Here is a 26628-nt window from a genome sequence, read left to right as displayed (position 1 = left end):
CGCCGGGGTCACGGGGCGCGCGGAGGCACGCGGGTGGGTACCCGGCGCGTCACCAGCCCCGCGCGCGCCACTCCGGGAGGTGCGGGCGCTCGTCGCCCAGCGTCGTGTCCCGGCCGTGGCCCGGATAGACCCAGGACTCGTCCGGCAGCGCGTCGAACAGCTTGGTCTCCACGTCGTGGAGGAGGCTGGCGAACGCCTCGGGGTCCTTGTGGGTGTTCCCGACGCCGCCGGGGAACAGGCAGTCGCCGGTGAAGACGTGCGGGTGGCCGTGCGGGTCGTCGTAGACCAGCACGATCGAGCCCGGTGTGTGCCCGGTCATGTGGCGCGCCGTCAGCTCGACCCGGCCCACCCGGATCGTGTCGCCGTCCTCCACGAGGACGTCCGTCGGCACGTCGATCCCCTCGGCGTCGTACCGCCCCGCGTAGGTGCGGGCCCCCGTGGCCGCCACCACGTCCCGCAGGGCGTACCAGTGGTCGTGGTGGCGGTGGGTGGTGACGACGGACGCGATGCCGTCGTCACCGATCAGCTGGAGCAGGGTCCGCGGCTCGTTCGCCGCGTCGATCAGCAGCTGCTCGCCGGTGGTCCGGCAGCGCAGCAGGTACGCGTTGTTGTCCATCGGTCCGACGGCGACCTTCGAGATGATCAGGTCCGTCAGCTCGTGCGCATCCGCGGGTCCGCCGACCTTCACCGCTCCGCTGTACGTCATGGGGCCAGCCTATAGCGGGGGCAGCGCCGGGAGGGTGCCGTTCGAGACGTCCAGCGCGGAGCCGTCGCGGCGGCCCGCGAGCCAGCCCAGCAGGTCGGCGCGGGTGCCCTGGACGGTCACCGGGCCGCCGTCCGCGCCGCCGCCGGTGGTCCACTTCCGGCCGTCCTCGGCGAGGACGGTGGTGGCGGGGACGTCCTTGTGGCCGGCGAACCGCTCCGTCAGGAAGTCGATCTCCCGCTCGGTGAACTCTTCCGGCAGGTCCTCCAGCTCGTAGCCGACGCCGAGGTCGACGTGGTGCAGCTCGACCTCCACCAGGCGGCGGAAGGGGACGCGGGCGGCCAGGTCGGTCACCCCGTTGCGGAGCTCGACGGTGCGGCCCCAGTCGGCGGGCGCGTCGCCCTCGGCGCGGAAGCGCTCGGCGCTGGCCCGCAGGTCGTCGAGGTGGGCTGCGAGCGGGCGTACGGCGTCGCGCTCGATGTCGGCCTCGCGGGCCTCGGCGCTGGGGTACATGGGCAGTCCGCGCAACACGTTCACCAGGGCGTCGGCGTTGCGGGAGAGGTGGGCGAGGACATGGCCGCGGGTCCAGCCGGGAAGCCGGGAGGGCGCGGCGACGGCCGAGTCGTCCAGGGTGGAGGCGGCGGTGAGCAGCCGGTCGGTCGCCTCGCGGACGGAGGCCAGGTCATGGGCGTGGTCGATCATGCTGCTGACAGTAGCGCCGCCACTCGTTCGGGTGAAGCTCTCCGGGAGCGGCCGGAAATCGAATGCGCGTGCTATACGCTCGATGGAGGCATCCTTGAAAGTCAGGCAGTCATCCATCTGGCGGCCCCCCTAGGCTGGGGCGGTCGGAGACGGGGGCTGACCCCCCGCTTCTCTCAAGAAAGGTGCGGACCCGGCGTGGCCGACCGTCTCATCGTCCGTGGCGCGCGCGAGCACAATCTGAAGAACGTCTCGCTCGACCTGCCACGTGACTCGCTCATCGTCTTCACCGGGCTCTCGGGGTCGGGCAAGTCCTCCCTCGCGTTCGACACCATCTTCGCCGAAGGGCAGCGGCGCTACGTCGAGTCGCTCTCGTCGTACGCCCGGCAGTTCCTCGGCCAGATGGACAAGCCGGACGTCGACTTCATCGAGGGCCTCTCCCCGGCCGTCTCCATCGACCAGAAGTCGACCTCCCGCAATCCGCGCTCCACGGTCGGCACGATCACGGAGGTCTACGACTACCTCCGCCTCCTCTTCGCCCGCATCGGCAAGCCGCACTGCCCCGAGTGCCGCCGGCCGATCACCCGCCAGTCGCCGCAGGCCATCGTGGACAAGGTGCTGGAGCTGCCCGAGGGCAGCCGCTTCCAGGTCCTCTCGCCGCTGGTGCGCGAGCGCAAGGGCGAGTTCGTCGACCTCTTCGCGGACCTCCAGACCAAGGGCTACAGCCGGGCGCGCGTCGACGGGCAGACCGTCCAGCTGAGCGAGCCGCCCACGCTGAGGAAGCAGGAGAAGCACACGATCGAGGTGGTCGTGGACCGCCTCACCGTCAAGGAGAGCGCCAAGCGGCGGCTCACCGACTCCGTGGAGACCGCCCTCGGCCTGTCCGGCGGCATGGTCGTGCTCGACTTCGTGGACCTCCCCGAGGACGACCCCGAGCGCGAGCGGATGTACTCGGAGCACCTGTACTGCCCGTACGACGACCTGTCCTTCGAGGAGCTCGAGCCCCGCTCCTTCTCGTTCAACTCGCCCTTCGGCGCCTGCCCCGACTGCACCGGCATCGGCACGCGCATGGAGGTCGACCCCGAGCTCGTCGTCCCCGACGAGGAGCGCTCCCTGGACGAGGGCGCCATCCACCCCTGGTCGCACGGCCACACCAAGGAGTACTTCGGCCGCCTGATCGGCGGGCTCGCCGACGCGCTCGGCTTCCGCACGGACATCCCGTGGGCCGGGCTGCCGCAGCGCGCCAAGAAGGCCCTGCTGTACGGCCACAAGACCCAGGTCGAGGTGCGGTACCGCAACCGCTACGGCCGGGAGCGGGCGTACACCACCGCCTTCGAGGGCGCCGTGTCCTTCGTCAAGCGCCGCCACAGCGAGGCCGAGAGCGACTCCAGCCGCGAGCGCTTCGAGGGCTACATGCGCGAGGTGCCCTGCCCCACCTGCGAGGGCACGCGCCTGAAGCCGATCGTGCTCGCCGTGACGATCATGGACAAGTCCATCGCGGAGGTCTCCGCGATGTCCATCAGCGAGTGCGCCGAGTTCCTCGGCCGGCTCAAGCTCAACGCCCGCGACAAGAAGATCGCCGAGCGGGTGCTGAAGGAGGTCAACGAGCGGCTGAGGTTCCTGGTCGACGTCGGCCTCGACTACCTCTCGCTCAACCGCGCCGCCGGCACGCTCTCCGGCGGCGAGGCCCAGCGCATCCGGCTCGCCACGCAGATCGGCTCCGGCCTGGTCGGCGTGCTGTACGTGCTGGACGAGCCGTCCATCGGCCTGCACCAGCGCGACAACCACCGGCTGATCGAGACCCTGGTCCGGCTGCGCGACATGGGCAACACGCTCATCGTCGTGGAGCACGACGAGGACACGATCAAGGTCGCCGACTGGGTGGTCGACATCGGCCCCGGCGCCGGCGAGCACGGCGGCGAGGTCGTCCACTCCGGACCGCTGAAGCAGCTCCTCGCCAACAAGCAGTCCGTGACCGGGCAGTACCTCTCCGGCAGGAAGTCCATCCCCGTGCCGGAGGTCCGCCGGCCCGTCGACCCGGCGCGCCAGCTCACCGTGCACGGCGCCCGCGAGAACAACCTCCGCGACATCGACGTGTCGTTCCCGCTCGGCGTGCTCACCGCCGTCACCGGCGTCTCCGGTTCCGGCAAGTCCACGCTGGTCAACGACATCCTGTACACCCACCTGGCGCGCGAGCTGAACGGCGCCAGGTCCGTGCCCGGCCGCCACACCCGCGTGGACGGCGACGACCTGGTCGACAAGGTGGTCCACGTCGACCAGTCGCCCATCGGCCGCACGCCCCGGTCCAACCCGGCGACGTACACGGGTGTCTTCGACCACATCCGCAAGCTGTTCGCCGAGACGACGGAGGCGAAGGTCCGCGGCTACATGCCCGGCCGGTTCTCCTTCAACGTCAAGGGCGGCCGCTGCGAGAACTGCTCCGGCGACGGCACCATCAAGATCGAGATGAACTTCCTCCCGGACGTCTACGTCCCGTGCGAGGTCTGCCACGGCGCCCGCTACAACCGGGAGACCCTGGAGGTCCACTACAAGGGCAAGTCCATCGCCGAGGTGCTCGACATGCCCATCGAGGAGGCGCTGGACTTCTTCGAGGCCGTCCCGTCCATCTCCCGCCACCTCAAGACGCTCAACGAGGTCGGCCTGGGCTACGTGCGCCTCGGCCAGTCCGCGCCCACCCTCTCCGGCGGCGAGGCCCAGCGCGTCAAGCTCGCCAGCGAGCTCCAGAAGCGCTCCACGGGCCGCACGGTCTACGTCCTGGACGAGCCGACGACCGGTCTCCACTTCGAGGACATCGCCAAGCTGATCAAGGTGCTGTCCGACCTGGTGGACAAGGGCAACACCGTGATCGTCATCGAGCACAACCTCGACGTGATCAAGACGGCCGACTGGCTGGTCGACATGGGCCCCGAGGGCGGCAGCGGCGGTGGCCTGGTCGTCGCCGAAGGCACCCCGGAGGCGGTCGCGGGAGTCCCCGCGAGCCACACCGGCAAGTTCCTCCGCGACATCCTCGACCCCAGCCGCATCAGCGACGCGACCCCGGCCGTCCCGAAGGCCAAGCGCGCCCGCAAGACCGCCGCCCGCGCCCGCTGACGCCCAGCGGCCGGTGCCGCCCGCCGGGGCGCCGGCCGACCGCCGCCCCCGAGGGGCGACCGCCACGCGCGGTCGCCGCCTCGGGGGCGTCCGTCCATGGGCGGGACCCGGCGGAAGGGGTGCCGGGTTGCGTCGGTATCGTCGGGTCCGTACCGGTCGCACCGACGCCGGCCCCACCCACCCGCACGCCCAGGAGCGCCCATGCCCGGCCAGCCCGCCACCCGCCGCACCGTGCTGAAAGGCGCCGCCCTCGCCGGCACCGCAGGGCTGGGGGTCGCCGCCTGCTCCACCGAGTCCAAGCTCGGCCACGCCCGCACGCCCACCCCGACGGCCCCCGTCGACCTCGGCGCGGCCGACGCGGTGCCCGTCGGCGGCGCCCGCCTCTACCGGGAGCAGCGCCTCCTCGTCCACCGCCCCGCCGAGGGCGAGTACAAGGCGTTCAGCGCCCAGTGCACCCACGCCGGATGCGTCCTCGACAAGATCGAGGAGAACGAGGGCAACTGCCCCTGCCACGGCAGCCGCTTCGACGTCACCACCGGCAAGTCCCTCAAGGGCCCCGCGACGGTCCCGCTGCCCGAGGTCCCCGTCACGGTCAAGAACGGCAAGCTGATCGCCGGCCCCCAGGCCTGACGACCGGCGCCCACCGCCCGCGCCTGTCACCCTCCGCGCCCCGCGGCCCGCACGCGCCCGGCGCCCCGCGGCGCGCATCGGCCCCGCCCACCGGGCGCCCACTCCGGGCCCGTCCCGCCCGGCGCCCACACCCTCCCGCCCCGCGGCCGGCCTGGCCGGCGGCAGGCGTCCACACCCGGCCCCGTGGCACCCCCGCGGCGACCCCGGGCGCGGCTTCGCGGGCGGGCCGGGGTGTCGGTGGGCGCCAGTAGGGTGTGGGGTATGGCAGACCCCTCCAGCTACCGCCCCAAGCCGGGACAGATCCCCGACTCGCCGGGGGTCTACAAGTTCCGTGACGAGCACGGCCGCGTGATCTACGTCGGCAAGGCCAAGTCGCTGCGCCAGCGCCTCGCCAACTACTTCCAGGACCTCGCGGGACTCCACCCGCGCACGCGCACCATGGTCACCACGGCCGCCTCCGTGGAGTGGACGGTGGTCTCCACGGAGGTGGAGGCCCTCCAGCTGGAGTACTCCTGGATCAAGGAGTTCGACCCCCGGTTCAACGTCAAGTACCGCGACGACAAGAGCTATCCGTACCTCGCGGTCACCCTCGGCGAGGAGTTCCCCCGCGTCCAGGTCATGCGCGGCCACAAGCAGAAGGGCGTGCGCTACTTCGGGCCGTACGCCCACGCGTGGGCCATCCGCGAGACCGTCGACCTGCTCCTGCGCGTCTTCCCCGTCCGCACGTGCAGCTCCGGCGTCTTCCGCAACGCCCACCGCACCGGCCGCCCCTGCCTCCTGGGCTACATCGGCAAGTGCTCCGCGCCCTGCGTCGGCCGGGTCACGCCCGAGGAGCACCGCGAACTGGCCGAGGACTTCTGCGACTTCATGGCCGGCCGGACCGGCACGTACATCCGCCGCCTGGAGAAGGACATGATGGCGGCCGCCGACGACATGGAGTACGAGCGCGCCGCCCGCCTCCGCGACGACATCGAGGCGCTGCGCCGGGCCATGGAGAAGAACGCCGTGGTCCTCGCCGACGCCACCGACGCCGACCTGATCGCCGTCGCGGAGGACGAGCTGGAGGCCGCCGTCCAGATCTTCCACGTGCGCGGCGGCCGGGTGCGCGGCCAGCGCGGCTGGGTCACCGACAAGGTGGAGGCCGTCGACACGGCCGGCCTGGTCGAGCACGCCCTCCAGCAGCTGTACGGCGAGGAGAGCGGCGACGCCGTGCCCAAGGAGGTCCTGGTGCCCGCCCTCCCCGAGGACCTCGACGCCGTCACCGAGTGGCTGAGCGGCCGCCGCGGCTCCCAGGTGTCCCTGCGCATACCGCAGCGCGGCGACAAGAAGGACCTGATGGAGACCGTCGGGCGCAACGCCCAGCAGGCCCTGGTCCTCCACAAGACCAAGCGCGCCAGCGACCTCACCACCCGCTCCCGCGCCCTGGAGGAGATCGCCGACGCCCTCGGCCTGGACACGGCCCCGCTGCGCATCGAGTGCTTCGACATCTCCCACCTCCAGGGCGAGGACGTCGTCGCCTCCATGGTCGTCTTCGAGGACGGGCTGCCCCGCAAGAGCGAGTACCGCCGCTTCCAGATCAAGGGCCGCGTCGGCGACACCCAGGTGTGGCACGGCCAGGGCCAGGACGACGTGCGCTCCATGCACGAGGTGGTCAGCCGCCGCTTCCGGCGCTACCTCGCGGAGAAGGAGCAGACGGGGGAGTGGCTCGCCGAGAGCGGCGAGGTGCCCGTCGACGCCGCCGAGCCCGCGCCCGCGGAGGACGGCCGGCCGAAGAAGTTCGCGTACCCGCCGCAGCTCGTCGTGGTCGACGGCGGCAAGCCGCAGGTCGCCGCGGCCCGCCGGGCGCTGGACGAGCTGGGCATCGACGACGTCGCCGTGTGCGGCCTGGCCAAGCGCCTGGAGGAGGTCTGGCTGCCCGACGAGGACGACCCGGTCGTCCTGCCCCGCACCAGCGAGGGCCTCTACCTCCTCCAGCGGGTCCGTGACACGGCTCACGACTTCGCCATCCGCTACCAGCGGGGCAAGCGGGGCAAGCGGCTGAGGACCAGTCCCCTCGACGACGTGCCGGGCCTGGGCGAGGCGCGCAAACGGGCGTTGATCAAGCATTTCGGTTCGGTGAAACGCCTCCGGCAGGCGACAATCGAGCAGATCTGCGAGGTGCCCGGCTTCGGCCGCAAGACCGCCGAGGCGGTCGCCGTCGCCCTCGCCCAGGCGGCGCCGGCCGCCCCCGCCGTGAACACGGCGACAGGAGAGATCATTGAAGACGACGACGGGGGAACGGCACATGGACGGGAATCCGGACATGAATGAGCACACGGCGCACGACCACGACCGAGAAGACGGAGCAGCAGACGTGAGTACGGGCACGACGATCGAGGCCGGAGAGGCCGCCGAGGCGGCCATCCCCGAGCTGGTGATCATCTCCGGCATGTCCGGTGCCGGGCGCAGCACCGCCGCGAAGTGCCTGGAGGACCTCGGCTGGTTCGTCGTGGACAACCTGCCCCCGGCCCTGATCCCCACCATGGTGGAGCTCGGCGCCCGCTCCCAGGGGAACGTCGCCCGCATCGCCGTCGTCGTCGACGTGCGCGGCCGGCAGTTCTTCGACAATCTGCGCGAGTCCCTCGCCGACCTCGACGCCAAGCAGGTCACCCGCCGCATCGTCTTCCTGGAGTCGTCCGACGAGGCCCTCGTCCGCCGCTTCGAATCGGTACGCCGCCCGCACCCCCTCCAGGGCGACGGCCGGATCGTCGACGGCATCGCCGCCGAGCGCGACCTGCTGCGCGAGCTGCGCGGCGACGCCGACCTGGTGATCGACACCTCCAGCCTCAACGTCCACGAGCTGCGCGCCAAGATGGACGCCCAGTTCGCGGGCGACGAGGAGCCCGAGCTGCGGGCGACGGTCATGTCGTTCGGCTACAAGTACGGCCTGCCCGTCGACTCCGACCTGGTGGTCGACTGCCGCTTCCTGCCCAACCCGCACTGGGTGCCCGAGCTGCGCCCGTTCACCGGGCTCAACGAGGAGGTGTCCGGCTATGTCTTCAACCAGCCCGGCGCCAAGGAGTTCCTCGACCGGTACACGGAGCTGCTCCAGCTGATCGCCGCCGGCTACCGCCGCGAGGGCAAGCGCTACGTCACCATCGCCGTCGGTTGCACGGGCGGCAAGCACCGCTCCGTCGCCATGTCCGAGAAGCTCGCCGCCAGGCTCGCCTCGGAAGGGGTCGAGACCGTCGTCGTGCACCGGGACATGGGGCGCGAGTGAGGCGCCCCTACCGCCGGCGTGCGAGCACCCTCACCGCTCGTACGCTGCGCAGACGCGGCGCGCAGCCCAAGGTCGTCGCCCTCGGCGGGGGCATGGGCCTGTCGGCCTCACTCGCCGCCCTGCGCCGGATCACCGGCGACCTGACCGCCGTGGTCACCGTCGCCGACGACGGCGGGTCCAGCGGCCGGCTCCGCGAGGAGCTGGGCGTCCTGCCCCCCGGCGACCTCCGCAAGGCGCTCGCCGCCCTGTGCGGCGACGACGACTGGGGCCAGACGTGGGCGCGGGTCATCCAGCACCGCTTCCAGTCCAAGGGCGACCTGCACGAGCACGCCGTCGGCAATCTGCTGATCGTCGCCCTGTGGGAGCAGCTCGGCGACCATGTGCAGGCCCTGGACCTGGTCGGCCGGCTGCTCGGCGCGCAGGGCAGGGTGCTGCCCATGTCGGCCGTGCCGCTGGAGCTCCAGGCGCTGGTCAGGGGCCACGACCCGGCCCGTCCGCACGACGTGGACACCGTGCGCGGCCAGGCGACGGTGGCGCTCACGCCCGGCGAGGTCCAGTCGGTGCACCTGGTGCCGCACGACCCGCCGGCCGTGCCGGAGGCCGTCGCCGCGGTGCTGGACGCCGACTGGGTGGTCCTCGGGCCCGGCTCGTGGTTCTCCTCGGTGATCCCGCACCTGCTGGTGCCGGAACTGCTGGACGCGCTCGTCGAGACCAAGGCCCGCAGGGTGCTGTCGCTGAACCTCGCGCCGCAGCCCGGGGAAACCGCCGGGTTCTCTCCGCAGCGTCATTTGGAGGTTTTGGCCCGACACGCCCCTAAACTCGCCCTGGACGTGGTGCTGGCCGACGAGGCCGCCGTGCCCGACCGCGAATCTCTGGCGGACGCCGCGAAGCGGCTCGGAGCGGCGGTCGAGCTGGCCCCGGTGGCCCGGAAGGACGGCCTGCCCAAGCACGACCCGGAGCTGCTGGCCGCCGCGTACGACCGTATTTTTCGGATGCATGGAAGGATCGGCCCATGGCGATGACGGCAGCGGTGAAGGACGAGATCTCCCGGCTCCCCGTCACCCGCACCTGCTGCAGAAAGGCCGAGGTCTCGTCGATCCTGCGGTTCGCCGGCGGCCTGCACCTGGTGAGCGGCCGGATCGTGATCGAGGCGGAGCTGGACACGGCGATGGCGGCGCGCCGCCTGAAGCGGGACATCGCGGAGATCTTCGGCCACGGCTCGGAGCTGATCGTCATGGCCCCGGGCGGGCTGCGGCGAGGCTCCCGCTTCGTGGTGCGCGTGGTGGCGGGCGGCGACCAGCTGGCCCGCCAGACGGGCCTCGTGGACGGCCGCGGCCGGCCGATCCGCGGGCTGCCCCCGCAGGTCGTCTCCGGCGCCACCTGTGACGCGGAGGCCGCCTGGCGCGGCGCGTTCCTGGCGCACGGCTCGCTGACCGAGCCGGGCCGGTCCTCCTCCCTGGAGGTGACCTGCCCCGGCCCGGAGGCCGCGCTCGCCCTGGTCGGCGCCGCCCGGCGGCTGTCCATCGCCGCGAAGGCCCGCGAGGTACGGGGCGTGGACCGGGTCGTCGTCCGCGACGGCGACGCGATCGGCGCGCTGCTGACGCGGCTCGGCGCCCACGAGTCCGTACTGGCCTGGGAGGAGCGGCGGATGCGCCGCGAGGTGCGCGCCACCGCCAACCGCCTGGCCAACTTCGACGACGCCAACCTGCGTCGCTCGGCGCGTGCCGCGGTTGCCGCGGGCGCCCGGGTGCAGCGGGCCCTGGAGATCCTGGGCGAGGACGTGCCCGAGCACCTCGCGGCCGCCGGCCGGCTGCGCATGGAGCACAAGCAGGCGTCGCTGGAGGAGCTGGGCGCGCTCGCCGAGCCGCCGCTCACCAAGGACGCCGTCGCGGGCCGAATCCGCCGCCTTCTCGCAATGGCCGACAAGCGGGCCCAGGACCTGGGTATTCCGGGGACCGAATCGAATCTGACGGAGGAGATGGCCGACGGTCTCGTCGGCTGATTTCCACCGCCGCACCCCGCCCCGCGCACGACCCCGCCGAGCCGCTGTTTCCGCAGGCCCGGCGGGGTTTTGTCGTCTGCACATATGGGCCGGTGGTCCGACAAATGATTAACCAGACGGTAGATTTTCCGGTTCGGGTCTTTACGGTGCGCTGGATGTCACTCAAGCGGCTTGGGAGATGTAGGGTCGGAGGCGGTCGGGGACATCCCAAATAAAGCTCGCCGGGCGTCGAACCCCGGCGTACCTAACGAGGAGATCGGTTCGTGACGATCCGCGTAGGAATCAACGGCTTCGGCCGCATCGGTCGTAACTACTTCCGGGCGCTGCTGGAGCAGGGTGCGGACATCGAGATCGTGGCTGTCAACGACCTGGGTGACACCGCGACCACCGCGCACCTGCTGAAGTACGACACCATTCTGGGCCGCCTCAAGGCCGAGGTGACCCACACGGCCGACACCATCACCGTGGACGGCCACACCATCAAGGTGCTCTCGGAGCGCAACCCGGCCGACATCCCCTGGGGCGACCTGGGCGTCGACATCGTCATCGAGTCCACCGGCATCTTCACCAAGAAGGCCGACGCCGAGAAGCACATCGCCGGCGGCGCGAAGAAGGTCCTCATCTCGGCCCCGGCCAAGGACGAGGACATCACCATCGTGATGGGCGTCAACCAGGAGAAGTACGACCCCGCGCAGCACCACGTCATCTCCAACGCGTCCTGCACCACCAACTGCGTGGCCCCGATGGCCAAGGTCCTCGACGAGAGCTTCGGCATCGTCAAGGGCATGATGACCACGGTCCACGCCTACACCAACGACCAGCGCATCCTGGACTTCCCGCACAAGGACCTGCGCCGCGCCCGTGCCGCCGCGGAGAACATCATCCCGACGTCCACCGGCGCCGCCAAGGCGACCGCGCTGGTCCTCCCGCAGCTCAAGGGCAAGCTGGACGGCATCGCCATGCGCGTCCCGGTCCCGACCGGCTCGGTCACCGACCTGGTGCTGGAGCTCGACCGCGAGGTCACCAAGGACGAGGTCAACACCGCCTTCCAGAAGGCCGCCGAGGGCCAGCTGAAGGGCATCCTGGAGTACACCGAGGACCCGATCGTCTCCTCCGACATCGTCAACTGGCCGGCCTCCTGCACCTTCGACTCGTCCCTGACGATGGTCCAGGGCAAGCAGGTCAAGGTCGTCGGCTGGTACGACAACGAGTGGGGCTACTCGAACCGTCTGGTGGACCTGACCGTCTTCGTCGGTTCCCAGCTCTGATAAACAGCAGGGCGGGCACCTCGATGTGAGCACGGGGCCCGGGCAGCGCGACGTCGCGCTGTACGGGCCCCGTGGCTTGCCCCGGCCACGAGTTCTCCAAGGAGCACCACACCGATGCAGACGATCGACACACTTCTCGAGCAGGGGGTCGACGGCAAGCGGGTCTTCGTCCGCGCCGACCTCAACGTCCCGCTCGACGGCACCACCATCACCGACGACGGCCGCATCCGCGCCGTCCTGCCCACGATCAAGGCCCTCGTCGAGGCGGGCGCCAAGGTCGTCGTGGCCTCCCACCTCGGCCGCCCCAAGGGCGCCCCGGACCCGGCCTTCTCGCTGCGCCCCGCCGCCGAGCGCCTCGGCGAGCTGCTCGGCGCGCCCGTCGCGTTCGCCGGCGACACCATCGGCAGCGAGGCCCACGACGCGGTGGGCGGCCTCCAGGCCGGCCAGGTCGCCGTCATCGAGAACCTGCGCTTCAACGCCGGCGAGACGTCCAAGGACGACGCCGAGCGCGCCGAGTTCGCCGCCCGCCTCGCCGCTCTCGCCGACGTCTACGTCGGCGACGGCTTCGGCGCCGTGCACCGCAAGCACGCCTCGGTGTTCGACCTGCCGAAGCTGCTGCCCGCCTACGCCGGCCACCTCATCGCCACCGAGGTCGGCGTCCTGAGGAAGCTCACTGACGACGTCAAGCGGCCCTATGTGGTCGTCCTCGGCGGCGCCAAGGTCTCCGACAAGCTCGGCGTCATCGACCACCTGCTGGAGAAGGCCGACCGCATCCTGATCGGCGGCGGCATGGCGTACACCTTCCTCAAGGCCAAGGGCCACGAGGTCGGCATCTCCCTGCTCCAGGAGGACCAGATCCCGGCCGTCCTGGACTACCTGGACCGCGCCGAGAAGCGCGGCGTGGAGTTCGTCCTCCCCGTCGACGTCCTGGTCTCCGCCGAGTTCCCGGACCTCAAGACGAAGGCCCCGGCCAACCCGACCACGGTCGCCGCGGACGCCATCCCCGCCGACCAGGAGGGCCTCGACATCGGCCCGGAGACCCGCGAGCTGTACGCGTCGAAGCTGGCCGATGCCGCGACCGTCTTCTGGAACGGCCCGATGGGCGTCTTCGAGCACCCCGACTACGCCCAGGGCACCAAGGCCGTCGCCCAGGCGCTCGTCGACTCCCCGGCCTTCACGGTCGTCGGCGGTGGCGACTCCGCCGCGGCCGTCCGCATCCTGGGCTTCGACGAGAACGCATTCGGCCACATCTCGACCGGCGGCGGCGCCAGCCTCGAATACCTCGAGGGCAAGACGCTTCCCGGCCTCGCCGCACTGGAGGACTGAACACCGTGACCACCCGCACCCCGCTCATGGCGGGCAACTGGAAGATGAACCTCAACCACCTCGAGGCCATCGCGCACGTCCAGAAGCTCGCCTTCGCCCTCACCGACAAGGACTACGACGCCGTCGAGGTCGCCGTCCTGCCGCCCTTCACCGACCTGCGCTCCGTGCAGACCCTGGTGGACAGCGACAAGCTGAAGATCAAGTACGGCGCCCAGGACCTGTCCGTGCACGACTCCGGGGCGTACACCGGTGAGATCTCCGGCGCCATGCTCGCCAAGCTGCGGTGCACCTACGTCGCCGTGGGCCACTCCGAGCGCCGCCAGTACCACGGCGAGACCGACACCACCTGCAACGAGAAGGTGAAGGCCGCCTTCCGGCACGGCCTCACCCCGATCCTGTGCGTCGGCGAGGGCCTCGACGTCCGCAAGGCCGGCGACCAGGTCGCGTACACCCTCGCCCAGCTCGACGGCGGCCTGCAGAGCATCCCCGCCGAGCAGGCCGAGACGATCGTCATCGCCTACGAGCCGGTGTGGGCCATCGGCACCGGCGAGGTCGCCACCCCCGAGGACGCGCAGGAGGTGTGCGGCGCCATCCGCGGCCGCCTCGCCGAGCTGTACTCGCAGGAGCTGGCCGACAAGGTCCGCATCCAGTACGGCGGCTCCGTGAAGGCCGGCAACATCGCCGCGATCATGGCGCAGCCCGATGTGGACGGCGCGCTGGTCGGCGGCGCCGCGCTGGACCCGGAGGAGTTCGTCAAGATCGTCCGCTTCCGCGACCAGTGAGTATGCGGTAGGGCGGAATCGTCGTACCCTTGCGGGGGCCCGGGGCTCTGGGTGAGCCCAGGGCCCCCGTCGTCCATCCAGTCCGAGAGAATTGCCAGGAAGTAGGGTCCAGCCGTGATTATGGGGTTCTCGATCGCCCTGATCGTGTTCAGCCTGCTGCTGATGCTGCTGGTGCTGATGCACAAGGGGAAGGGCGGCGGTCTCTCCGACATGTTCGGTGGCGGTATGCAGTCCTCCGTCGGCGGCTCCTCGGTCGCCGAGCGCAACCTCGACCGCATCACCGTCGTCGTCGGCCTGCTGTGGGTCGCCTGCATCGTCGTCGTGGGGCTGCTCATCAAGCTCGACGGCTGACCGGGTCCAGCCCGGCCCGCCGCCTTGGCGTCCGCGTCCCGGGGCGGGGTAACTCCCGTCACTGGACGTGCGTTGGGCCTTACGTAGACTGGGGCATCCTCGAGCACCATCACGCAGGGAGTGACGACCGTGGCAAGTGGCAACGCGATCCGGGGAAGCCGGGTCGGGGCGGGGCCGATGGGGGAGGCCGAGCGCGGCGAGTCCGCACCCCGGCTCCGCATTTCCTTCTGGTGCTCCAACGGGCACGAGACACAGCCGAGCTTCGCCAGCGACGCACAGGTCCCCGACACGTGGGACTGCCCCCGGTGCGGCTTCCCGGCCGGTCAGGACCGGGACAACCCGCCGGACCCGCCGCGCACCGAGCCGTACAAGACCCACCTGGCGTACGTCAGGGAGCGGCGCAGCGACGCGGACGGCGAGGCGATCCTGGCCGAGGCACTGGCCAAACTGCGCGGCGAGATCTGAGTTCCGGCACCTGGCAGCAGCACCACGGGCCCTGCCCGCGAATCCCCCCCGGGGATTTCCGCGAGCGGGGCCCTTTTCGCATGCCTGTGGAGAACTCCCTCACCCGGCCAACTTCGACCTGTGGACAAGTCGGTGGCACGAGGTCAGATCAATTAGGTTGGAGGTGCAGCGGGGCAAGCAGGCAGGTACGAGAAGAAGTGGGCTGATGTCCAACATGAACGCAGAAAGCAGCCGCCCGAGGCTGAACCGGATGCCGGAGTGGGCCGCTCTCGCGGAACACCGCGAGCGGTTCGGCAGGACACATCTGCGCGAGCTGTTCGCCGCCCAGCCGACGCGCGGCACCGACTACACCCTGCGGGTCGGCGACCTGTATCTGGACTACTCCAAGCAGCTCGTCACCGACGAGACGCTGACGCTGCTGCGCCGCCTCGCCGAGGCCGCCGGCGTCGCGGAGCTGCGGGACGCGATGTTCCGCGGCGAGAAGATCAACACGACGGAGCACCGCGCCGTCCTCCACACCGCGCTGCGCGCCCCGCGCGACGCCGTCGTCGAGGTCGACGGGGAGAACGTGGTCCCCGGTGTCCACGCCGTCCTCGACCGGATGGCCGACTTCGCCGAGCGCGTCCGCTCCGGCGCCTGGACGGGCCACACCGGAAAGCCCATCAGCAACGTGGTGAACATCGGCATCGGCGGCTCCGACCTCGGCCCCGCCATGGCGTACGAGGCGCTGCGCGCCTACACCCACCGCGGTCTGACGTTCCGTTTCGTGTCGAACGTCGACGGCGCCGACCTGCACGAGGCGATCCGCGACCTGGACGCGGAGGAGACCCTCTTCATCATCGCGTCCAAGACGTTCACCACCATCGAGACCATCACCAACGCCACATCCGCCCGCGAATGGCTGCTCGGTGAGCTGAAGGCCGGCCAGGAGGCCGTCGCGCGGCACTTCGTCGCCCTGTCGACCAACGCCGGCAAGGTCCAGGACTTCGGCATCGACACGGCGAACATGTTCGAGTTCTGGGACTGGGTCGGCGGACGCTACTCCTACGACTCCGCCATCGGCCTGTCCCTGATGATCGCGATCGGCCCGGACCGGTTCCGCGAGATGCTCGACGGCTTCCACCTGATGGACGAGCACTTCCGCACCGCGCCGCCCGAGGAGAACGCCCCGCTGCTGCTCGGCCTCCTCGGCGTCTGGTACGGCGCGTTCTTCGACGCCCAGTCCCACGCGGTGCTGCCCTACTCGCACTACCTGTCCAAGTTCACCGCCTACCTCCAGCAGCTCGACATGGAGTCCAACGGCAAGTCCGTGGACCGCGACGGGCAGCCGGTCGACTGGCAGACCGGACCGGTCGTCTGGGGCACCCCCGGCACCAACGGCCAGCACGCCTACTTCCAGCTGATCCACCAGGGCACCAAGACGATCCCGGCCGACTTCATCGGCTTCGCCAAGCCGGTCGGCGACCTGATGCCCCACCTCGTGGGCCAGCACGACCTGCTGATGGCCAACTTCTTCGCCCAGACCCAGGCCCTCGCCTTCGGCAAGACCGCCGACGAGGTGCGGGCGGAGGGGGTGTCCGAGGAGCTGGTGCCGCACAAGACCTTCCGCGGCAACCACCCGACGACCACGATCCTCGCCGACGAGCTGACCCCGTCCGTCCTGGGCCAGCTGGTCGCCCTGTACGAGCACAGGGTCTTCGTCCAGGGCGCCGTCTGGAACATCGACTCGTTCGACCAGTGGGGCGTCGAGCTCGGCAAGGTCCTCGCCAAGCGCATCGAGCCCGTCCTGACGCAGGGCGTCGGCGGCGAGGGCCTCGACAGCTCCACGGCGGCCCTGGCCGCCGCCTACCGGGCGCTGCGGGCGGGGTGACGTGATGCGGGGGGAGAGCGCGGTGCGGCTGCGGCCGCCGCGGAACACGCTGGACGAGCGGGCCGTCGCCTGGTGGCGCACGCAGTGGCTGCTGGCGACGGCCGTGCCGACGGTCGTCCTGGCCGTGCTGGGCGGCTTCATCGAGCCGGCCAGGAGCTGGCTGTTCGGGTCCGCGGGCGCGGTGGCGGCGGTGGGCCTCGCCTGCACCGCGTTCTTCCCCCGCTGGTGGTTCCGGGTCCACCGGTGGGAGGTCACGGACGAGGCGGTGTACGTCCGCACCGGCTTCTTCTGGCAGGAGTGGCGGATCGCGCCCATGTCCCGCATCCAGACCGTCGACACCGTGCGCGGGCCCCTGGAGCAGGCGTTCCGGCTCGCCACGGTCACCGTCACCACGGCGTCCGCCAAGGGCGCGGTCACCATCGCCGGACTCGACCACCGGCTGGCCGCCGACCTCGCCGAACGCCTGACGCTGATCACCCGCGACACCCCCGGGGACGCGACATGAGCCCCGCGCCGGAGGCGGCGGCGCCCGAAGGCGACGGCGGGCCTGTGCCCGGCGGGCCCGTGCCGGGTGGGCCTGTGCCGGGTGGGCCTGTGCCGGGTGGGCCCGTGCCCGGTGGACCTGTGCCGGGTGGGCCCGTGCCCGGTGGACCTGTGCCGGGTGGGCCCGGCGAGTGGCGGGGGCTCGACCCCCGGACGGCCGTCGTCACCGGAGCCGCCGGGGCCGGTTTCGCGGCGGGCGGCGCCGTGCCGGCGTTCCTCGGGCTGACCGGACCGCTGGGCGCGCCGCTGGCGCTGCTCGTGGTGGCCGCCGGCTTCCTGCTGCTCGTCGCGGGCGGGGTCGCCGTCGAGTACGTACGGTGCCACCGCACCCGCTACCGCGTCGGGGAGGAGCGGGTCGAGCTCCAGTCGCGGCTGTTCGTCCTCGACCGGCGCCGCTCCCTGCCCCGTGAGCGCATCCGCAGCGTCGACCTGACCGCCCATCTGCTGCTGCGCCTCCTCGGCCTGGTGAAGGTCCGCATCGGCACGGGCGAGAGCACCGGGGGCTCCGAGTCCACGCTGGAGCTGCACGCCGTCGGCCGCGCCGAGGGGGAGCGGCTGCGCCGTGAGCTGCTGCGCCGCGCCCCCGCCGCGGACGCCACGGCCCGCCACGACGGCGAGCTGGCCGTGTTCGACCCGTCCTGGATCCGGTACGCACCGGTGTCCTTCGTGGCCCCGCTCCTCGGTGGCGCGGCGGTCGGCGCGGTGATGCAGGTCAGCGAATGGTTCGGGGTGCAGGCCGAGGTCATCGACCGCGTCGGCGACCTGTTCCGCCGGACGCCGGTCGTCTGGATCGTCGTCACGCTCGTCGCCGCCGCGCTCCTCGCCGGGGTCGTCGGAGCGCTCGCCCTGTGGGTCGAGATGTGGTGGAACTTCCGGCTGGAGCGCGAGCCGGGCGGCACGCTGCGGGTCCGGCGCGGGCTGCTGACCGCCCGCTCGCTGTCCATCGAGGAGCGCCGGCTGCGCGGTGTGGAGCTGGTCGAGCCGCTGGGCGTCCGGATGTTCGGCGCCGCGCGGATAGACGCCGTCGCCACGGGCCTCGCGCAGGGCTCCGACGACAAGCACGACACCCACAAGTCGCTGCTGCCGGCCGTGCCCCGCCGGGTCGCCGACGAGGTGGCCGCCCGGGTGCTGCGCGAAGCCGGGCCGCCCACGGGCGCGCCGCTCGTCCGGCACCCGCGGGCGGCCCGCGCGCGGCGGCTGCGCTGGGCGGTGGGCGCCGCCGCGCTGCCCGTCCTCGTCCTCACCGTGCTCGGTGCCGCGCTGGACGTCCCCGCGCTGCTGTACGCGGCCGGGGCGGCGGCCCTGCTGCTGGTGCCGTGCGCCGTGCTCCTCGCGCTCGACGCCTACCGGAACCTCGGGCACGCCATATCCGGCGGCTACCTGGTGGCGCGCTCGGGCACGGTGCGCCGTTCGACCGTCGCCCTCCAGCGCGGCGGCGTCATCGGATGGACGCTCAAGCAGTCGTACGCCCAGCGGCGCGCCGGGCTGCTGACGCTGACCGCGACGACGGCGGCGGGCGACGGCGCCTACGACGTGTACGACGCGGACGAGAGCGAGGGCCTGCGGTTCGCGGCCGCCGCCGTGCCGGGACTGCTGGAGCCGTTCCTCGAACCGGTGGAGCCGCTCGGCGAAGCGGCGCGGTGACATGGGCGGTGGCGTGTGGGGGAGTGGCATGGGGCGGTGGGTCGACGCAGGGCGCGGCGGCGGAATGGCCACCTCCGCCCGCCGGTGCTGATCATGGCCGGATGACGCAGACCAGCCGACGTACCGTCCTCACCGCGCTCGCCACGGCCGCCGTCGCCGGGCCGCTGCTCGGCACGGTGGCCGCCGCACCGGCGCACGCCACCGACGAGTTCGACCTCTACACGTCCAACACCGACCTCTACACCAAGCTGGCCGGGCAGGAGGGCACCGAGTTCGCCCGCCGGTACAAGCGGCACGAGTTCCTCGACCACAGCTATCCGGACCGGTACCCCTACAACCGCACCACCGTCCTCGCCATGCACGGCGGCGGGATCGAGACCGGCACCTCGGAGCTGTGCTTCGGCATAGCCGGATACCATCCCGCCACCCTCCAGCCGCTCGACGACGGCCTGGGCGTCCACGACTACTGGATGTTCGAGGGCCTGCGCAGCTCCAACAACCGCGAACTGCACGTCACCGCCAAGAACAACGACGACCACGTCTGCCAGTCGATGGTCCGCTCCAGCCTCAATGTGCTCAGCCTGCACGGCTGCACGGCCGCCCAGGCCCACACGGCCAACCCGCGGGCGGTGGTCGTCGGCGGGCTCAACGAGCGGTTCAAGTCCCTGCTGAAGGCGGAGTTCGACCGGGTGGGCATCGCCTGGAAGGACGGCAACGACCCGGAGGTCCGCGACCTCGCGGGCATCAACCCCGACAACCCCTGCAACCGCACCATGCTCGGCAAGGGCGGCCAGCTGGAGCTCACCACCGAACTGCGCGCCGCGATGTTCTCCGTCAACACCCGCGCGGGGCGCGCCGGCAGCACGACCCCGGTCTACTGGGACTTCGTCCGCGCCTGCCGCACCGCCATCGCCAAGCTGCACCAGGACCCCGACCAGGTCATCCTCTGACCTCGGCAAGGCCCGGAAAGCCGGAGGCCCGGTCCGCGAACCCTCGCGGACCGGGCCCGGCACCGTACGTGCCGACGGGGTGACGAGCCGTCAGGCGGAGCCGACGGGGTACAGGTCGCGCGGCAGCCGGGCCGCCGCGGCGGCGTCCAGCAGCCAGAGCGTCCGCGCCTGCCCGTACGCGCCCGCCGCCGGGGCCTGCAGCTCACCGGCGCCGGACAGGGCGACGGCCACCGCCTGCGCCTTGTCCTCACCGGCCGCCAGCAGCCACACCTCGCGGGCCGCGCGGATCGCCGGAAGGGTCAGGGAGATCCGGGTGGGCGGCGGCTTCGGCGCGCCGTGCACGCCCACCACCGTCCGCTCGGTCTCCCGCACCGCCGGGTGCTCCGGGAAGAGCGACGCCACATGGGTGTCGGGCCCGACGCCCAGCATGAGGACGTCGAACCGGGGGACGGGCCCGTGGTTCTCCCCCGCCTCGGCGAGCTCCCGCGCGTACGCGGCGGCCGCCGCGTCGGCGTCCGTCCCGTAGGCACCGTCCGCCGCAGGCATCGCGTGCACCCGCGCCGGGTCGACCGGCACATGGTCGAGCAGGGCCTCACGCGCCTGGGTGACGTTCCGCTCGGGGTCGCCCTCCGGGAGGAACCGCTCGTCGCCCCACCACAGGTCGAGCCTCGACCAGTCGACCGCGTCCCGCGCGGGGGCGGTGCGCAGCGCGGCCAGCAGGCCGTTGCCGTTGCGGCCGCCGGTCAGGACGACCGACGCGGAGCCGCGGGCGGCCTGCGCGTCGACGATCCGGGTGATGAGCCGGGCGGCGGCGGCCTGGGCCATCAGCTCCTTGTCGCGGTGGACGACCAGCTGCGGTGCGCTCACTTGGCGGCCGCCTTCTTCGCCGGGGCCTTCTTCGCACCGGACTTCGCCGAAGGCGCGGCAGCCTGAGCGGCGGCGGCGTCCGAGCCGTCGGACGCCTCACCCTCGCCGGCCCCGCCGGAAGCCGAGCCCCCGCCGGAAGCCGAGCCCCCGGCACCGGAGGCCGAGTCGTCCGACGCGCCCGCGCCTTCAGCCGGGGCCGAGCCCCGGCCGGCGCCGGACCCGGAGACCTCGTGCGCCACGCCCTGGCCGGAGCCCTGGCCCAGCCGCGCCACCCCGTACCGCAGGGCCGACGCGTAGGTGTCGTCCGGGTCCAGCCGGCGCAGCTCCTCCGCGATCAGCTCGGCCGTGTCGCGCCGCTTCAGCGCCACCGCCCGGTCCGGCTGCCCCTGCACGCACAGCGTGGCGAGCGACCCGTCCGGCCGGTCCAGCACGATCGGCCCGCAGTCCGTCTCCAGCCGCACGGCGGTGAGGCCCGGCCCCGTGGAGGTCGTACGGCGCACCGCCACCCCCAGCCGGTCCGCCAGCCACATGGCGAGCAGCTCCACGCTCGGGTTGAACTCCTCGCCCTCCACCTCGGCGGAGATCACCTGGCAGGCGACCTGGTCCAGCGCGGCGGCGAGCATCGAACGCCACGGAGTGATCCGGGTCCAGGACAGGTCGGTGTCACCAGGGGTGTACGCCTCGGCGCGCGCGGCGAGCTCGCTCACCGGGTCCTCGGCGTTGTACGTGTCGGTCACCCGGCGCTGGGCGAGCGCGCCCAGCGGGTCGCTGGTCGGGTCGGTCGGCGCGTTCACCGGCCACCACACGACGACGGGCGCGTCGGGCAGCAGCAGCGGCAGCACCACCGACTGGGCGTGGTCGATGACCTCGCCCCGCAGGCGCAGGATGACCGTCTCCCCGGTGCCCGCGTCCGCGCCGACCCGCACCTCGGCGTCCAGCCGGGCCTTCGCCCGGTCGCGCGGCGAGCGCGAGACGCGCTTGATGACGACGAGCTTGCGCGACGGGTGCTCGCGGGACGCCTCGTTGGCCGCCCGCAGCGCGTCGTAGGCGTTCTCCTCGTCGGTGACGATGACCAGGGTCAGCACCATGCCGACGGCCGGCGTGCCGATGGCCCGCCGACCCTGCACCAGCGCCTTGTTGATCTTGCTGGAGGTGGTGTCCGTAAGGTCGATCTTCATGGCCGGCGCCAGCTCCGTCCGTCTCGTGCGAGCATCTCGTCCGCCTCGACCGGACCCCACGTGCCCGCCTTGTACTGCGCGGGCCTGCCGTGCTGGTCCCAGTACTCCTCGATCGGGTCGAGGATCCGCCAGGACAGCTCGACCTCCTCCACGCGCGGGAAGAGGTTGGCGTCGCCGAGGAGGACGTCGAGGATGAGCCGCTCGTACGCCTCCGGGCTGGACTCGGTGAACGACTCGCCGTAGGCGAAGTCCATCGAGACGTCCCGGACCTCCATCGACGTGCCCGGGACCTTCGAGCCGAACCGCATGGTCACGCCCTCGTCCGGCTGGACGCGGATGACCAGCGCGTTGTGGCCGAGCTCCTCCGTCGCCGTGTGGTCGAACGGGGAGTGCGGGGCCCGCTGGAAGACGACGGCGATCTCCGTCACCCGGCGGCCCAGGCGCTTGCCCGTGCGCAGGTAGAAGGGGACACCGGCCCAGCGGCGGTTGTCGATCTCCAGCTTGATCGCGGCGTAGGTGTCGGTCTTGGAGTCGGGGTCGATGCCCTCCTCCTCCAGATAGCCGACGGCCGGCGCGCCGCCCTGCCACCCGGCCGCGTACTGGCCGCGCACCGTCGAGGCGCCCAGGTCCTTCGGCAGCCGCACGGCGCCCAGCACCTTGGTCTTCTCGGCGGCCAGCGCGTCGGCGTCGAAGGAGGCGGGCTCCTCCATCGCGGTCAGCGCGAGCAGCTGGAGCAGGTGGTTCTGGATGACGTCGCGGGCGGCGCCGATGCCGTCGTAGTAGCCGGCCCGGCCGCCGATGCCGATGTCCTCGGCCATGGTGATCTGGACGTGGTCGACGTACGACCGGTTCCAGATCGGCTCGAAAAGGGTGTTGGCGAAGCGCAGCGCCAGGATGTTCTGGACCGTCTCCTTGCCGAGGTAGTGGTCGATCCGGAACACCTGGTCCGGGGTGAACACCTCGTGGACGATCGCGTTCAGCTCCTGCGCCGACGCCAGGTCGTGCCCGAAGGGCTTCTCGATGACCGCGCGCCGCCAGCACCCCTGCCGCTGCTCGGCCAGGCCGTGCTGCTTCAGCTGCTGGACGACCACGGGGAAGAACTTGGGCGGCACCGACAGGTAGAAGGCGAAGTTGCCGCCCGTGCCCTGCGCCTTGTCCAGCTCGTCCATCGTGGCCTTGAGCTGCTCGAACGCCGCGTCGTCGTCGAAGTCGCCCTGGACGAACCGCATGCCCTGGATCAGCTGCTGCCAGACCTCCTCGCGGAAGGGCGTGCGCGCGTGCTGCTTCACGGCGTCGTGGACGACCTGCGCGAAGTCCTCGTCCGCCCACTCGCGGCGGGCGAACCCGATCAGCGCGAAGCCCGGCGGCAGAAGCCCCCGGTTCGCCAGATCGTAGACGGCGGGCATCAGCTTCTTCCGGGACAAATCGCCCGTAACGCCGAAGATCACCAGGCCCGACGGCCCCGCGATGCGCGGGAGCCGTCGGTCCGCGGCGTCACGCAGCGGATTGCTGCTGTGCAAGGGTCTACGCCTCCGCGGGGGCGAGGCGCTTGAGCTCCGCCTCGGTCGACGCCAGCAGGTCGCTCCAGGACGCCTCGAACTTGCTCACGCCCTCGTCCTCGAGCAGCTGCACCACCTCGTCGTACGAGATGCCCAGCTTCTCCAGCGCGTCCAGGTCCGCACGGGCCTGCTCGTACGTGCCGGACACCGTGTTGCCCCGGATGTCACCGCGCGCGGCGGTGGCCTCCAGCGTCGCCTCCGGCATGGTGTTCACCGTGCCCGGCGCGACCAGCTCGTCCACGTACAGCGTGTCCTTGTACGCGGGGTCCTTCACACCGGTCGACGCCCACAGCGGACGCTGCTTGTTGGCCTGCGCCCGGTCCAGCGCCGCCCAGCGGTCGGAGCTGAAGACCTCCTCGTACGCCTGGTAGGCGAGGCGCGCGTTGGCCAGGGCCGCCTTGCCGCGCAGCTCCTTTGCCTCCGGCGTGCCGATGCCGTCCAGCCGCTTGTCGATCTCGGTGTCCACCCGGGAGACGAAGAACGACGCCACCGAATGGATCTTCGACAGGTCCAGGCCGCGCTCCTTGGCCTTCTCCAGACCGGCGAGGTACGCGTCCATGACGGCGCGGTAGCGCTCCAGCGAGAAGATCAGCGTGACGTTGACGCTGATGCCCAGGCCGATCGTCTCCGTGATCGCCGGGAGACCCGCCTGGGTGGCCGGGATCTTGATGAGGGTGTTGGGCCGGTCCACCAGCCACGCCAGCTGCTTCGCCTCGGCGACCGTCGCCCGCGTGTCGTGCGCGAGCCGCGGGTCCACCTCGATCGACACCCGGCCGTCCTGGCCCTGCGTCGCGTCGAAGACCGGGCGGAGGATGTCGGCGGCGTCCCGGACGTCCGCCGTCGTGATCATGCGGATGGCCTCCTCGACGGTCACCTTGCGGGCCGCGAGGTCGGCGAGCTGCACGTCGTAGCCGTGGCCCTCGGAGATCGCCTTCTGGAAGATCGACGGGTTGGTGGTGACACCCACCACGTGCTGCTCGTCGATCAGCTCGGCGAGGTTGCCGGAGGTGATCCGCTTGCGGGACAGGTCGTCGAGCCAGATCGCGACGCCTTCGTCGGAGAGGCGCTTGAGTGCGTCTGTCATGAGGATTGCATCTCCTACTAGTGCTTGTGTTGGCGTCAGCGCGTCGCGGCCGCGATCGATTCCCGCGCGGCGGCGGCGATGGCCTCCGGGGTGAAGCCGTACTCCCGGAAGAGCAGCTTGCCGTCCGCGGAGGCACCGAAGTGCTCCAGCGACACGATCCGGCCCGCGTCACCCACGTACCGGTGCCAGGTCAGCCCGATACCGGCCTCCACCGCCACCCGCGCCTTCACCGACGGCGGCAGCACCGAGTCCCGGTACCCCTGCTCCTGCTCCTCGAACCACTCGACGCACGGCATCGACACGACCCGCGTCGGCACGCCCGCCGCCTGGAGCTGCTCGCGCGCCTCCACGGCCAGGTGCACCTCGGAGCCCGTGGCGATCAGCACGGCCTGCGGCTCGCCGCCCTCGGCGTCCAGGAGTACGTAGCCGCCCTTGGCCGCGCCCTCGTTCCACTCGTAGGTCGGCACGCCCTGGCGGGTCAGCGCCAGACCGTGCGGGGCGCCCTTGCCGAACTCCTTCGTCCAGCGCCTGAGGATCTCGCGCCAGGCGATGGCCGTCTCGTTGGCGTCGGCCGGGCGGACCACGTTCAGACCCGGGATCGCGCGCAGCGACGCCAGGTGCTCCACCGGCTGGTGGGTCGGGCCGTCCTCGCCGAGGCCGATCGAGTCGTGCGTCCACACGTACGTCACCGGCAGGTGCATCAGCGCCGACAGCCGCACCGCGTTGCGCATGTAGTCGGAGAACACCAGGAAGGTGCCGCCGAAGATCCGCGTGTTGCCGTGCAGGGCGATGCCGTTCATCTCGGCGGCCATCGCGTGCTCGCGGATACCGAAGTGGATGGTGCGGCCGTACGGGTCGGCCTCCGGCAGCGGGTTGCCCTCCGGCAGGAACGACGACGTCTTGTCGATCGTCGTGTTGTTCGAGCCGGCCAGGTCCGCGGAGCCGCCCCACAGCTCGGGGATGACCGCGCCGAGCGCCTGGAGGACCTTGCCGGACGCGGCGCGCGTGGCGACGCCCTTGCCCGCCTCGAAGACCGGGAGCTTCTCCTCCCAGCCCTTGGGCAGCTCGCCCGCGGAGATCCGGTCGAACTCGGCGGCGCGCTCCGGGTTGGCCGCGCGCCACGCCTCGAGGTCCTTCTCCCAGGCGGCGCGGGCCTCGCGGCCCCGGTCCAGGGCCTTGCGGGTGTGCGCGATGACCTCGTCGGACACCTCGAACGTCTTCTCCGGGTCGAAGCCCAGGACGCGCTTGGTGGCCGCGACCTCCTCGTCGCCCAGCGCCGAGCCGTGGGACGCCTCGGTGTTCTGCGCGTTCGGGGCCGGCCAGGCGATGATCGAGCGCATCGCGATGAACGACGGGCGGCCGGTCTCCGCCTTCGCCGCCTGGATCGCCGCGTACAGGGCGGCCGGGTCGAGGTCGCCGTTCTCCTGCTGCTCGACGCGCTGGACGTGCCAGCCGTACGCCTCGTAGCGCTTGAGGGTGTCCTCGGAGACGGCGGTCTCGGTGTCGCCCTCGATCGAGATGTGGTTGTCGTCCCACAGCATGATCAGGTTGCCGAGCCGCTGGTGACCGGCCATCGAGGACGCCTCGGCGGCGATGCCCTCCTGGAGGCAGCCGTCACCGGCGATGACGTACACGAAGTGGTCGAACGGCGAGGTGCCGGGCGCCGCCTCGGGGTCGAACAGGCCGCGCTCGTAGCGGGCGGCCATCGCCATGCCCACGGCGTTGGCGACACCCTGGCCCAGCGGGCCGGTCGTGGTCTCCACACCCTTGGTGTGGCCGTACTCCGGGTGGCCCGGCGTCTTCGAGCCCCAGGTGCGGAAGGCCTTCAGGTCGTCCAGCTCCAGGCCGAACCCGGCCAGGTACAGCTGGGTGTAGAGCGTCAGCGAGGAGTGGCCCGCGGACAGCACGAAGCGGTCGCGTCCGGCCCAGTCCGGGTCCGCGGGGTCGTGGCGCATCACCTTCTGGAAGAGCGTGTACGCCGCGGGGGCCAGGCTCATCGCCGTACCAGGATGGCCGTTGCCGACCTTCTGTACGGCGTCCGCGGCCAGGACACGGGCGGTGTCGACGGCACGCTGGTCCAGTGCGGTCCATTCGAGGTCTGTGGTGGTCGGCTTGGTGCTCACCCTCGGTCAGGGCTCCTCTCCACATGTCGCAGGCCGATGACGTCGGTGCACCGGCCGCTGCCGAGCCTATCCCGTCACCAGGCCCGATTTTCCGGCTCACAACCGGGTTCCGCCACCTGCGGCCGCCCCCGTGCACCACCTGTATACGAGGCCGCTCATCCGATCGCTCATCCGTGCCCCCGGCGGTGGAACGGCGCTCATCGGAGCGCTCGTC

The 26628-nt window shown here is 71.8% G+C and carries 22 protein-coding genes; 15 read left to right on the top strand and 7 right to left on the bottom strand.

Annotation, left to right across the window (positions count from 1 at the left end):
- Positions 1-49 precede the first annotated feature (49 nt).
- Both ACSUPT_RS06180 and ACSUPT_RS06175 read right to left on the bottom strand, forming a co-directional pair.
- The gene (locus ACSUPT_RS06180) at positions 50-706 is read right to left on the bottom strand and encodes an MBL fold metallo-hydrolase (protein WP_351965396.1); all 657 of its coding nucleotides are present in this window, start codon (positions 704-706) and stop codon (positions 50-52) included.
- 9 nt (positions 707-715) lie between these two features.
- Positions 716-1405, bottom strand: coding sequence for a maleylpyruvate isomerase family mycothiol-dependent enzyme (locus tag ACSUPT_RS06175; protein ID WP_436943629.1), 690 nt, complete (start codon positions 1403-1405; stop codon positions 716-718).
- 195 nt (positions 1406-1600) lie between these two features.
- Between ACSUPT_RS06175 and uvrA the strand changes: the two genes are divergently transcribed.
- The 15 genes from uvrA to ACSUPT_RS06100 all read left to right on the top strand — a co-directional run bounded on the left by uvrA (position 1601) and on the right by ACSUPT_RS06100 (position 19603).
- On the top strand, positions 1601-4513 hold the full coding sequence (gene uvrA, locus ACSUPT_RS06170) for an excinuclease ABC subunit UvrA (RefSeq protein ID WP_436943628.1): 2913 nt from the start codon (positions 1601-1603) through the stop codon (positions 4511-4513).
- Between the two features lie 201 nt (positions 4514-4714).
- The gene (locus tag ACSUPT_RS06165) at positions 4715-5143 is read left to right on the top strand and encodes a Rieske (2Fe-2S) protein (RefSeq protein WP_361657904.1); all 429 of its coding nucleotides are present in this window, start codon (positions 4715-4717) and stop codon (positions 5141-5143) included.
- 261 nt (positions 5144-5404) lie between these two features.
- The gene (gene uvrC / locus ACSUPT_RS06160) at positions 5405-7453 is read left to right on the top strand and encodes an excinuclease ABC subunit UvrC (RefSeq protein WP_365724773.1); all 2049 of its coding nucleotides are present in this window, start codon (positions 5405-5407) and stop codon (positions 7451-7453) included.
- Positions 7446-8402 (top strand): RNase adapter RapZ, encoded by a 957-nt coding sequence (rapZ, locus tag ACSUPT_RS06155; RefSeq protein WP_351965401.1) that lies wholly within the window; start codon positions 7446-7448, stop codon positions 8400-8402. Before uvrC ends, rapZ begins: the two co-directional genes overlap by 8 nt.
- Positions 8399-9424, top strand: coding sequence for a gluconeogenesis factor YvcK family protein (locus ACSUPT_RS06150; protein ID WP_351965402.1), 1026 nt, complete (start codon positions 8399-8401; stop codon positions 9422-9424). Before rapZ ends, ACSUPT_RS06150 begins: the two co-directional genes overlap by 4 nt.
- Positions 9415-10404: a DNA-binding protein WhiA gene (whiA, locus tag ACSUPT_RS06145; protein ID WP_023589240.1), complete on the top strand. Its 990-nt coding sequence runs from the start codon at positions 9415-9417 to the stop codon at positions 10402-10404. The genes ACSUPT_RS06150 and whiA overlap by 10 nt, the downstream gene beginning before the upstream one ends.
- A gap of 263 nt (positions 10405-10667) precedes the next feature.
- On the top strand, positions 10668-11672 hold the full coding sequence (gene gap, locus ACSUPT_RS06140) for a type I glyceraldehyde-3-phosphate dehydrogenase (protein ID WP_351965403.1): 1005 nt from the start codon (positions 10668-10670) through the stop codon (positions 11670-11672).
- Between the two features lie 114 nt (positions 11673-11786).
- On the top strand, positions 11787-12998 hold the full coding sequence (locus ACSUPT_RS06135) for a phosphoglycerate kinase (RefSeq protein WP_351965404.1): 1212 nt from the start codon (positions 11787-11789) through the stop codon (positions 12996-12998).
- A gap of 5 nt (positions 12999-13003) precedes the next feature.
- Positions 13004-13780 (top strand): triose-phosphate isomerase, encoded by a 777-nt coding sequence (gene tpiA / locus ACSUPT_RS06130; protein WP_361657915.1) that lies wholly within the window; start codon positions 13004-13006, stop codon positions 13778-13780.
- A gap of 120 nt (positions 13781-13900) precedes the next feature.
- Positions 13901-14131 (top strand): preprotein translocase subunit SecG, encoded by a 231-nt coding sequence (secG, locus tag ACSUPT_RS06125; protein WP_058944784.1) that lies wholly within the window; start codon positions 13901-13903, stop codon positions 14129-14131.
- Positions 14132-14260: 129 nt separating this feature from the next.
- A complete protein-coding gene (locus tag ACSUPT_RS06120; protein ID WP_003957010.1) occupies positions 14261-14596 on the top strand; it encodes an RNA polymerase-binding protein RbpA in 336 nt (111 codons plus the stop codon).
- Between the two features lie 214 nt (positions 14597-14810).
- Positions 14811-16466 carry a glucose-6-phosphate isomerase gene (gene pgi / locus ACSUPT_RS06115; protein WP_436946176.1) on the top strand — a complete coding sequence of 552 codons (1656 nt, stop codon included), beginning with the start codon at positions 14811-14813 and terminating at the stop codon, positions 16464-16466.
- A gap of 4 nt (positions 16467-16470) precedes the next feature.
- Positions 16471-16971, top strand: coding sequence for a PH domain-containing protein (locus ACSUPT_RS06110; RefSeq protein ID WP_404142271.1), 501 nt, complete (start codon positions 16471-16473; stop codon positions 16969-16971).
- Between the two features lie 134 nt (positions 16972-17105).
- Positions 17106-18653, top strand: a complete 1548-nt coding sequence (locus tag ACSUPT_RS06105) for a PH domain-containing protein (protein ID WP_403502213.1) — start codon at positions 17106-17108, stop codon at positions 18651-18653.
- 101 nt (positions 18654-18754) lie between these two features.
- The gene (locus tag ACSUPT_RS06100) at positions 18755-19603 is read left to right on the top strand and encodes a poly-gamma-glutamate hydrolase family protein (protein ID WP_351965408.1); all 849 of its coding nucleotides are present in this window, start codon (positions 18755-18757) and stop codon (positions 19601-19603) included.
- 90 nt (positions 19604-19693) lie between these two features.
- Here the strand turns inward: ACSUPT_RS06100 and pgl are convergent, their stop codons facing one another.
- The 5 genes from pgl to tkt are packed head-to-tail and all read right to left on the bottom strand — an operon-like array spanning position 19694 to position 26414.
- Complete coding sequence (gene pgl, locus ACSUPT_RS06095; RefSeq protein WP_436943623.1) at positions 19694-20470, bottom strand: 6-phosphogluconolactonase; 777 nt, start codon at positions 20468-20470, stop codon at positions 19694-19696.
- Positions 20467-21648, bottom strand: coding sequence for a glucose-6-phosphate dehydrogenase assembly protein OpcA (gene opcA, locus ACSUPT_RS06090; protein ID WP_436943622.1), 1182 nt, complete (start codon positions 21646-21648; stop codon positions 20467-20469). The genes pgl and opcA overlap by 4 nt, the downstream gene beginning before the upstream one ends.
- Positions 21645-23168, bottom strand: coding sequence for a glucose-6-phosphate dehydrogenase (gene zwf, locus ACSUPT_RS06085; protein ID WP_351965411.1), 1524 nt, complete (start codon positions 23166-23168; stop codon positions 21645-21647). Before zwf ends, opcA begins: the two co-directional genes overlap by 4 nt.
- Before the next feature lie 4 nt (positions 23169-23172).
- Positions 23173-24291 (bottom strand): transaldolase, encoded by a 1119-nt coding sequence (tal, locus tag ACSUPT_RS06080; RefSeq protein WP_351965412.1) that lies wholly within the window; start codon positions 24289-24291, stop codon positions 23173-23175.
- Between the two features lie 35 nt (positions 24292-24326).
- Positions 24327-26414, bottom strand: coding sequence for a transketolase (gene tkt / locus ACSUPT_RS06075; protein ID WP_361657935.1), 2088 nt, complete (start codon positions 26412-26414; stop codon positions 24327-24329).
- Positions 26415-26628: the final 214 nt, after the last annotated feature.

This window comes from Streptomyces sp. SudanB25_2051, from assembly GCF_964272635.1.
GTDB lineage: Bacteria > Actinomycetota > Actinomycetes > Streptomycetales > Streptomycetaceae > Streptomyces.
The sequence above is the reverse complement of the archived record's forward strand: the minus strand, read 5'-3'. Positions and strand labels throughout refer to the sequence as shown.

What these genes read in the sequence shown, in the direction of transcription:
- ACSUPT_RS06180 (WP_351965396.1), bottom strand. Translation starts at nt 706, where the DNA reads ATGACGTACAGCGGAGCGGTGAAGGTCGGCGGACCCGCGGATGCGCAC.
- ACSUPT_RS06175 (WP_436943629.1), bottom strand. Translation starts at nt 1,405, where the DNA reads ATGATCGACCACGCCCATGACCTGGCCTCCGTCCGCGAGGCGACCGAC.
- ACSUPT_RS06165 (WP_361657904.1), top strand. Translation starts at nt 4,715, where the DNA reads ATGCCCGGCCAGCCCGCCACCCGCCGCACCGTGCTGAAAGGCGCCGCC.
- uvrC (WP_365724773.1), top strand. Translation starts at nt 5,405, where the DNA reads ATGGCAGACCCCTCCAGCTACCGCCCCAAGCCGGGACAGATCCCCGAC.
- rapZ (WP_351965401.1), top strand. Translation starts at nt 7,446, where the DNA reads ATGAATGAGCACACGGCGCACGACCACGACCGAGAAGACGGAGCAGCA.
- whiA (WP_023589240.1), top strand. Translation starts at nt 9,415, where the DNA reads ATGGCGATGACGGCAGCGGTGAAGGACGAGATCTCCCGGCTCCCCGTC.
- ACSUPT_RS06135 (WP_351965404.1), top strand. Translation starts at nt 11,787, where the DNA reads ATGCAGACGATCGACACACTTCTCGAGCAGGGGGTCGACGGCAAGCGG.
- secG (WP_058944784.1), top strand. Translation starts at nt 13,901, where the DNA reads ATGGGGTTCTCGATCGCCCTGATCGTGTTCAGCCTGCTGCTGATGCTG.
- pgi (WP_436946176.1), top strand. Translation starts at nt 14,811, where the DNA reads ATGAACGCAGAAAGCAGCCGCCCGAGGCTGAACCGGATGCCGGAGTGG.
- ACSUPT_RS06110 (WP_404142271.1), top strand. Translation starts at nt 16,471, where the DNA reads ATGCGGGGGGAGAGCGCGGTGCGGCTGCGGCCGCCGCGGAACACGCTG.
- ACSUPT_RS06100 (WP_351965408.1), top strand. Translation starts at nt 18,755, where the DNA reads ATGACGCAGACCAGCCGACGTACCGTCCTCACCGCGCTCGCCACGGCC.
- opcA (WP_436943622.1), bottom strand. Translation starts at nt 21,648, where the DNA reads ATGAAGATCGACCTTACGGACACCACCTCCAGCAAGATCAACAAGGCG.
- tal (WP_351965412.1), bottom strand. Translation starts at nt 24,291, where the DNA reads ATGACAGACGCACTCAAGCGCCTCTCCGACGAAGGCGTCGCGATCTGG.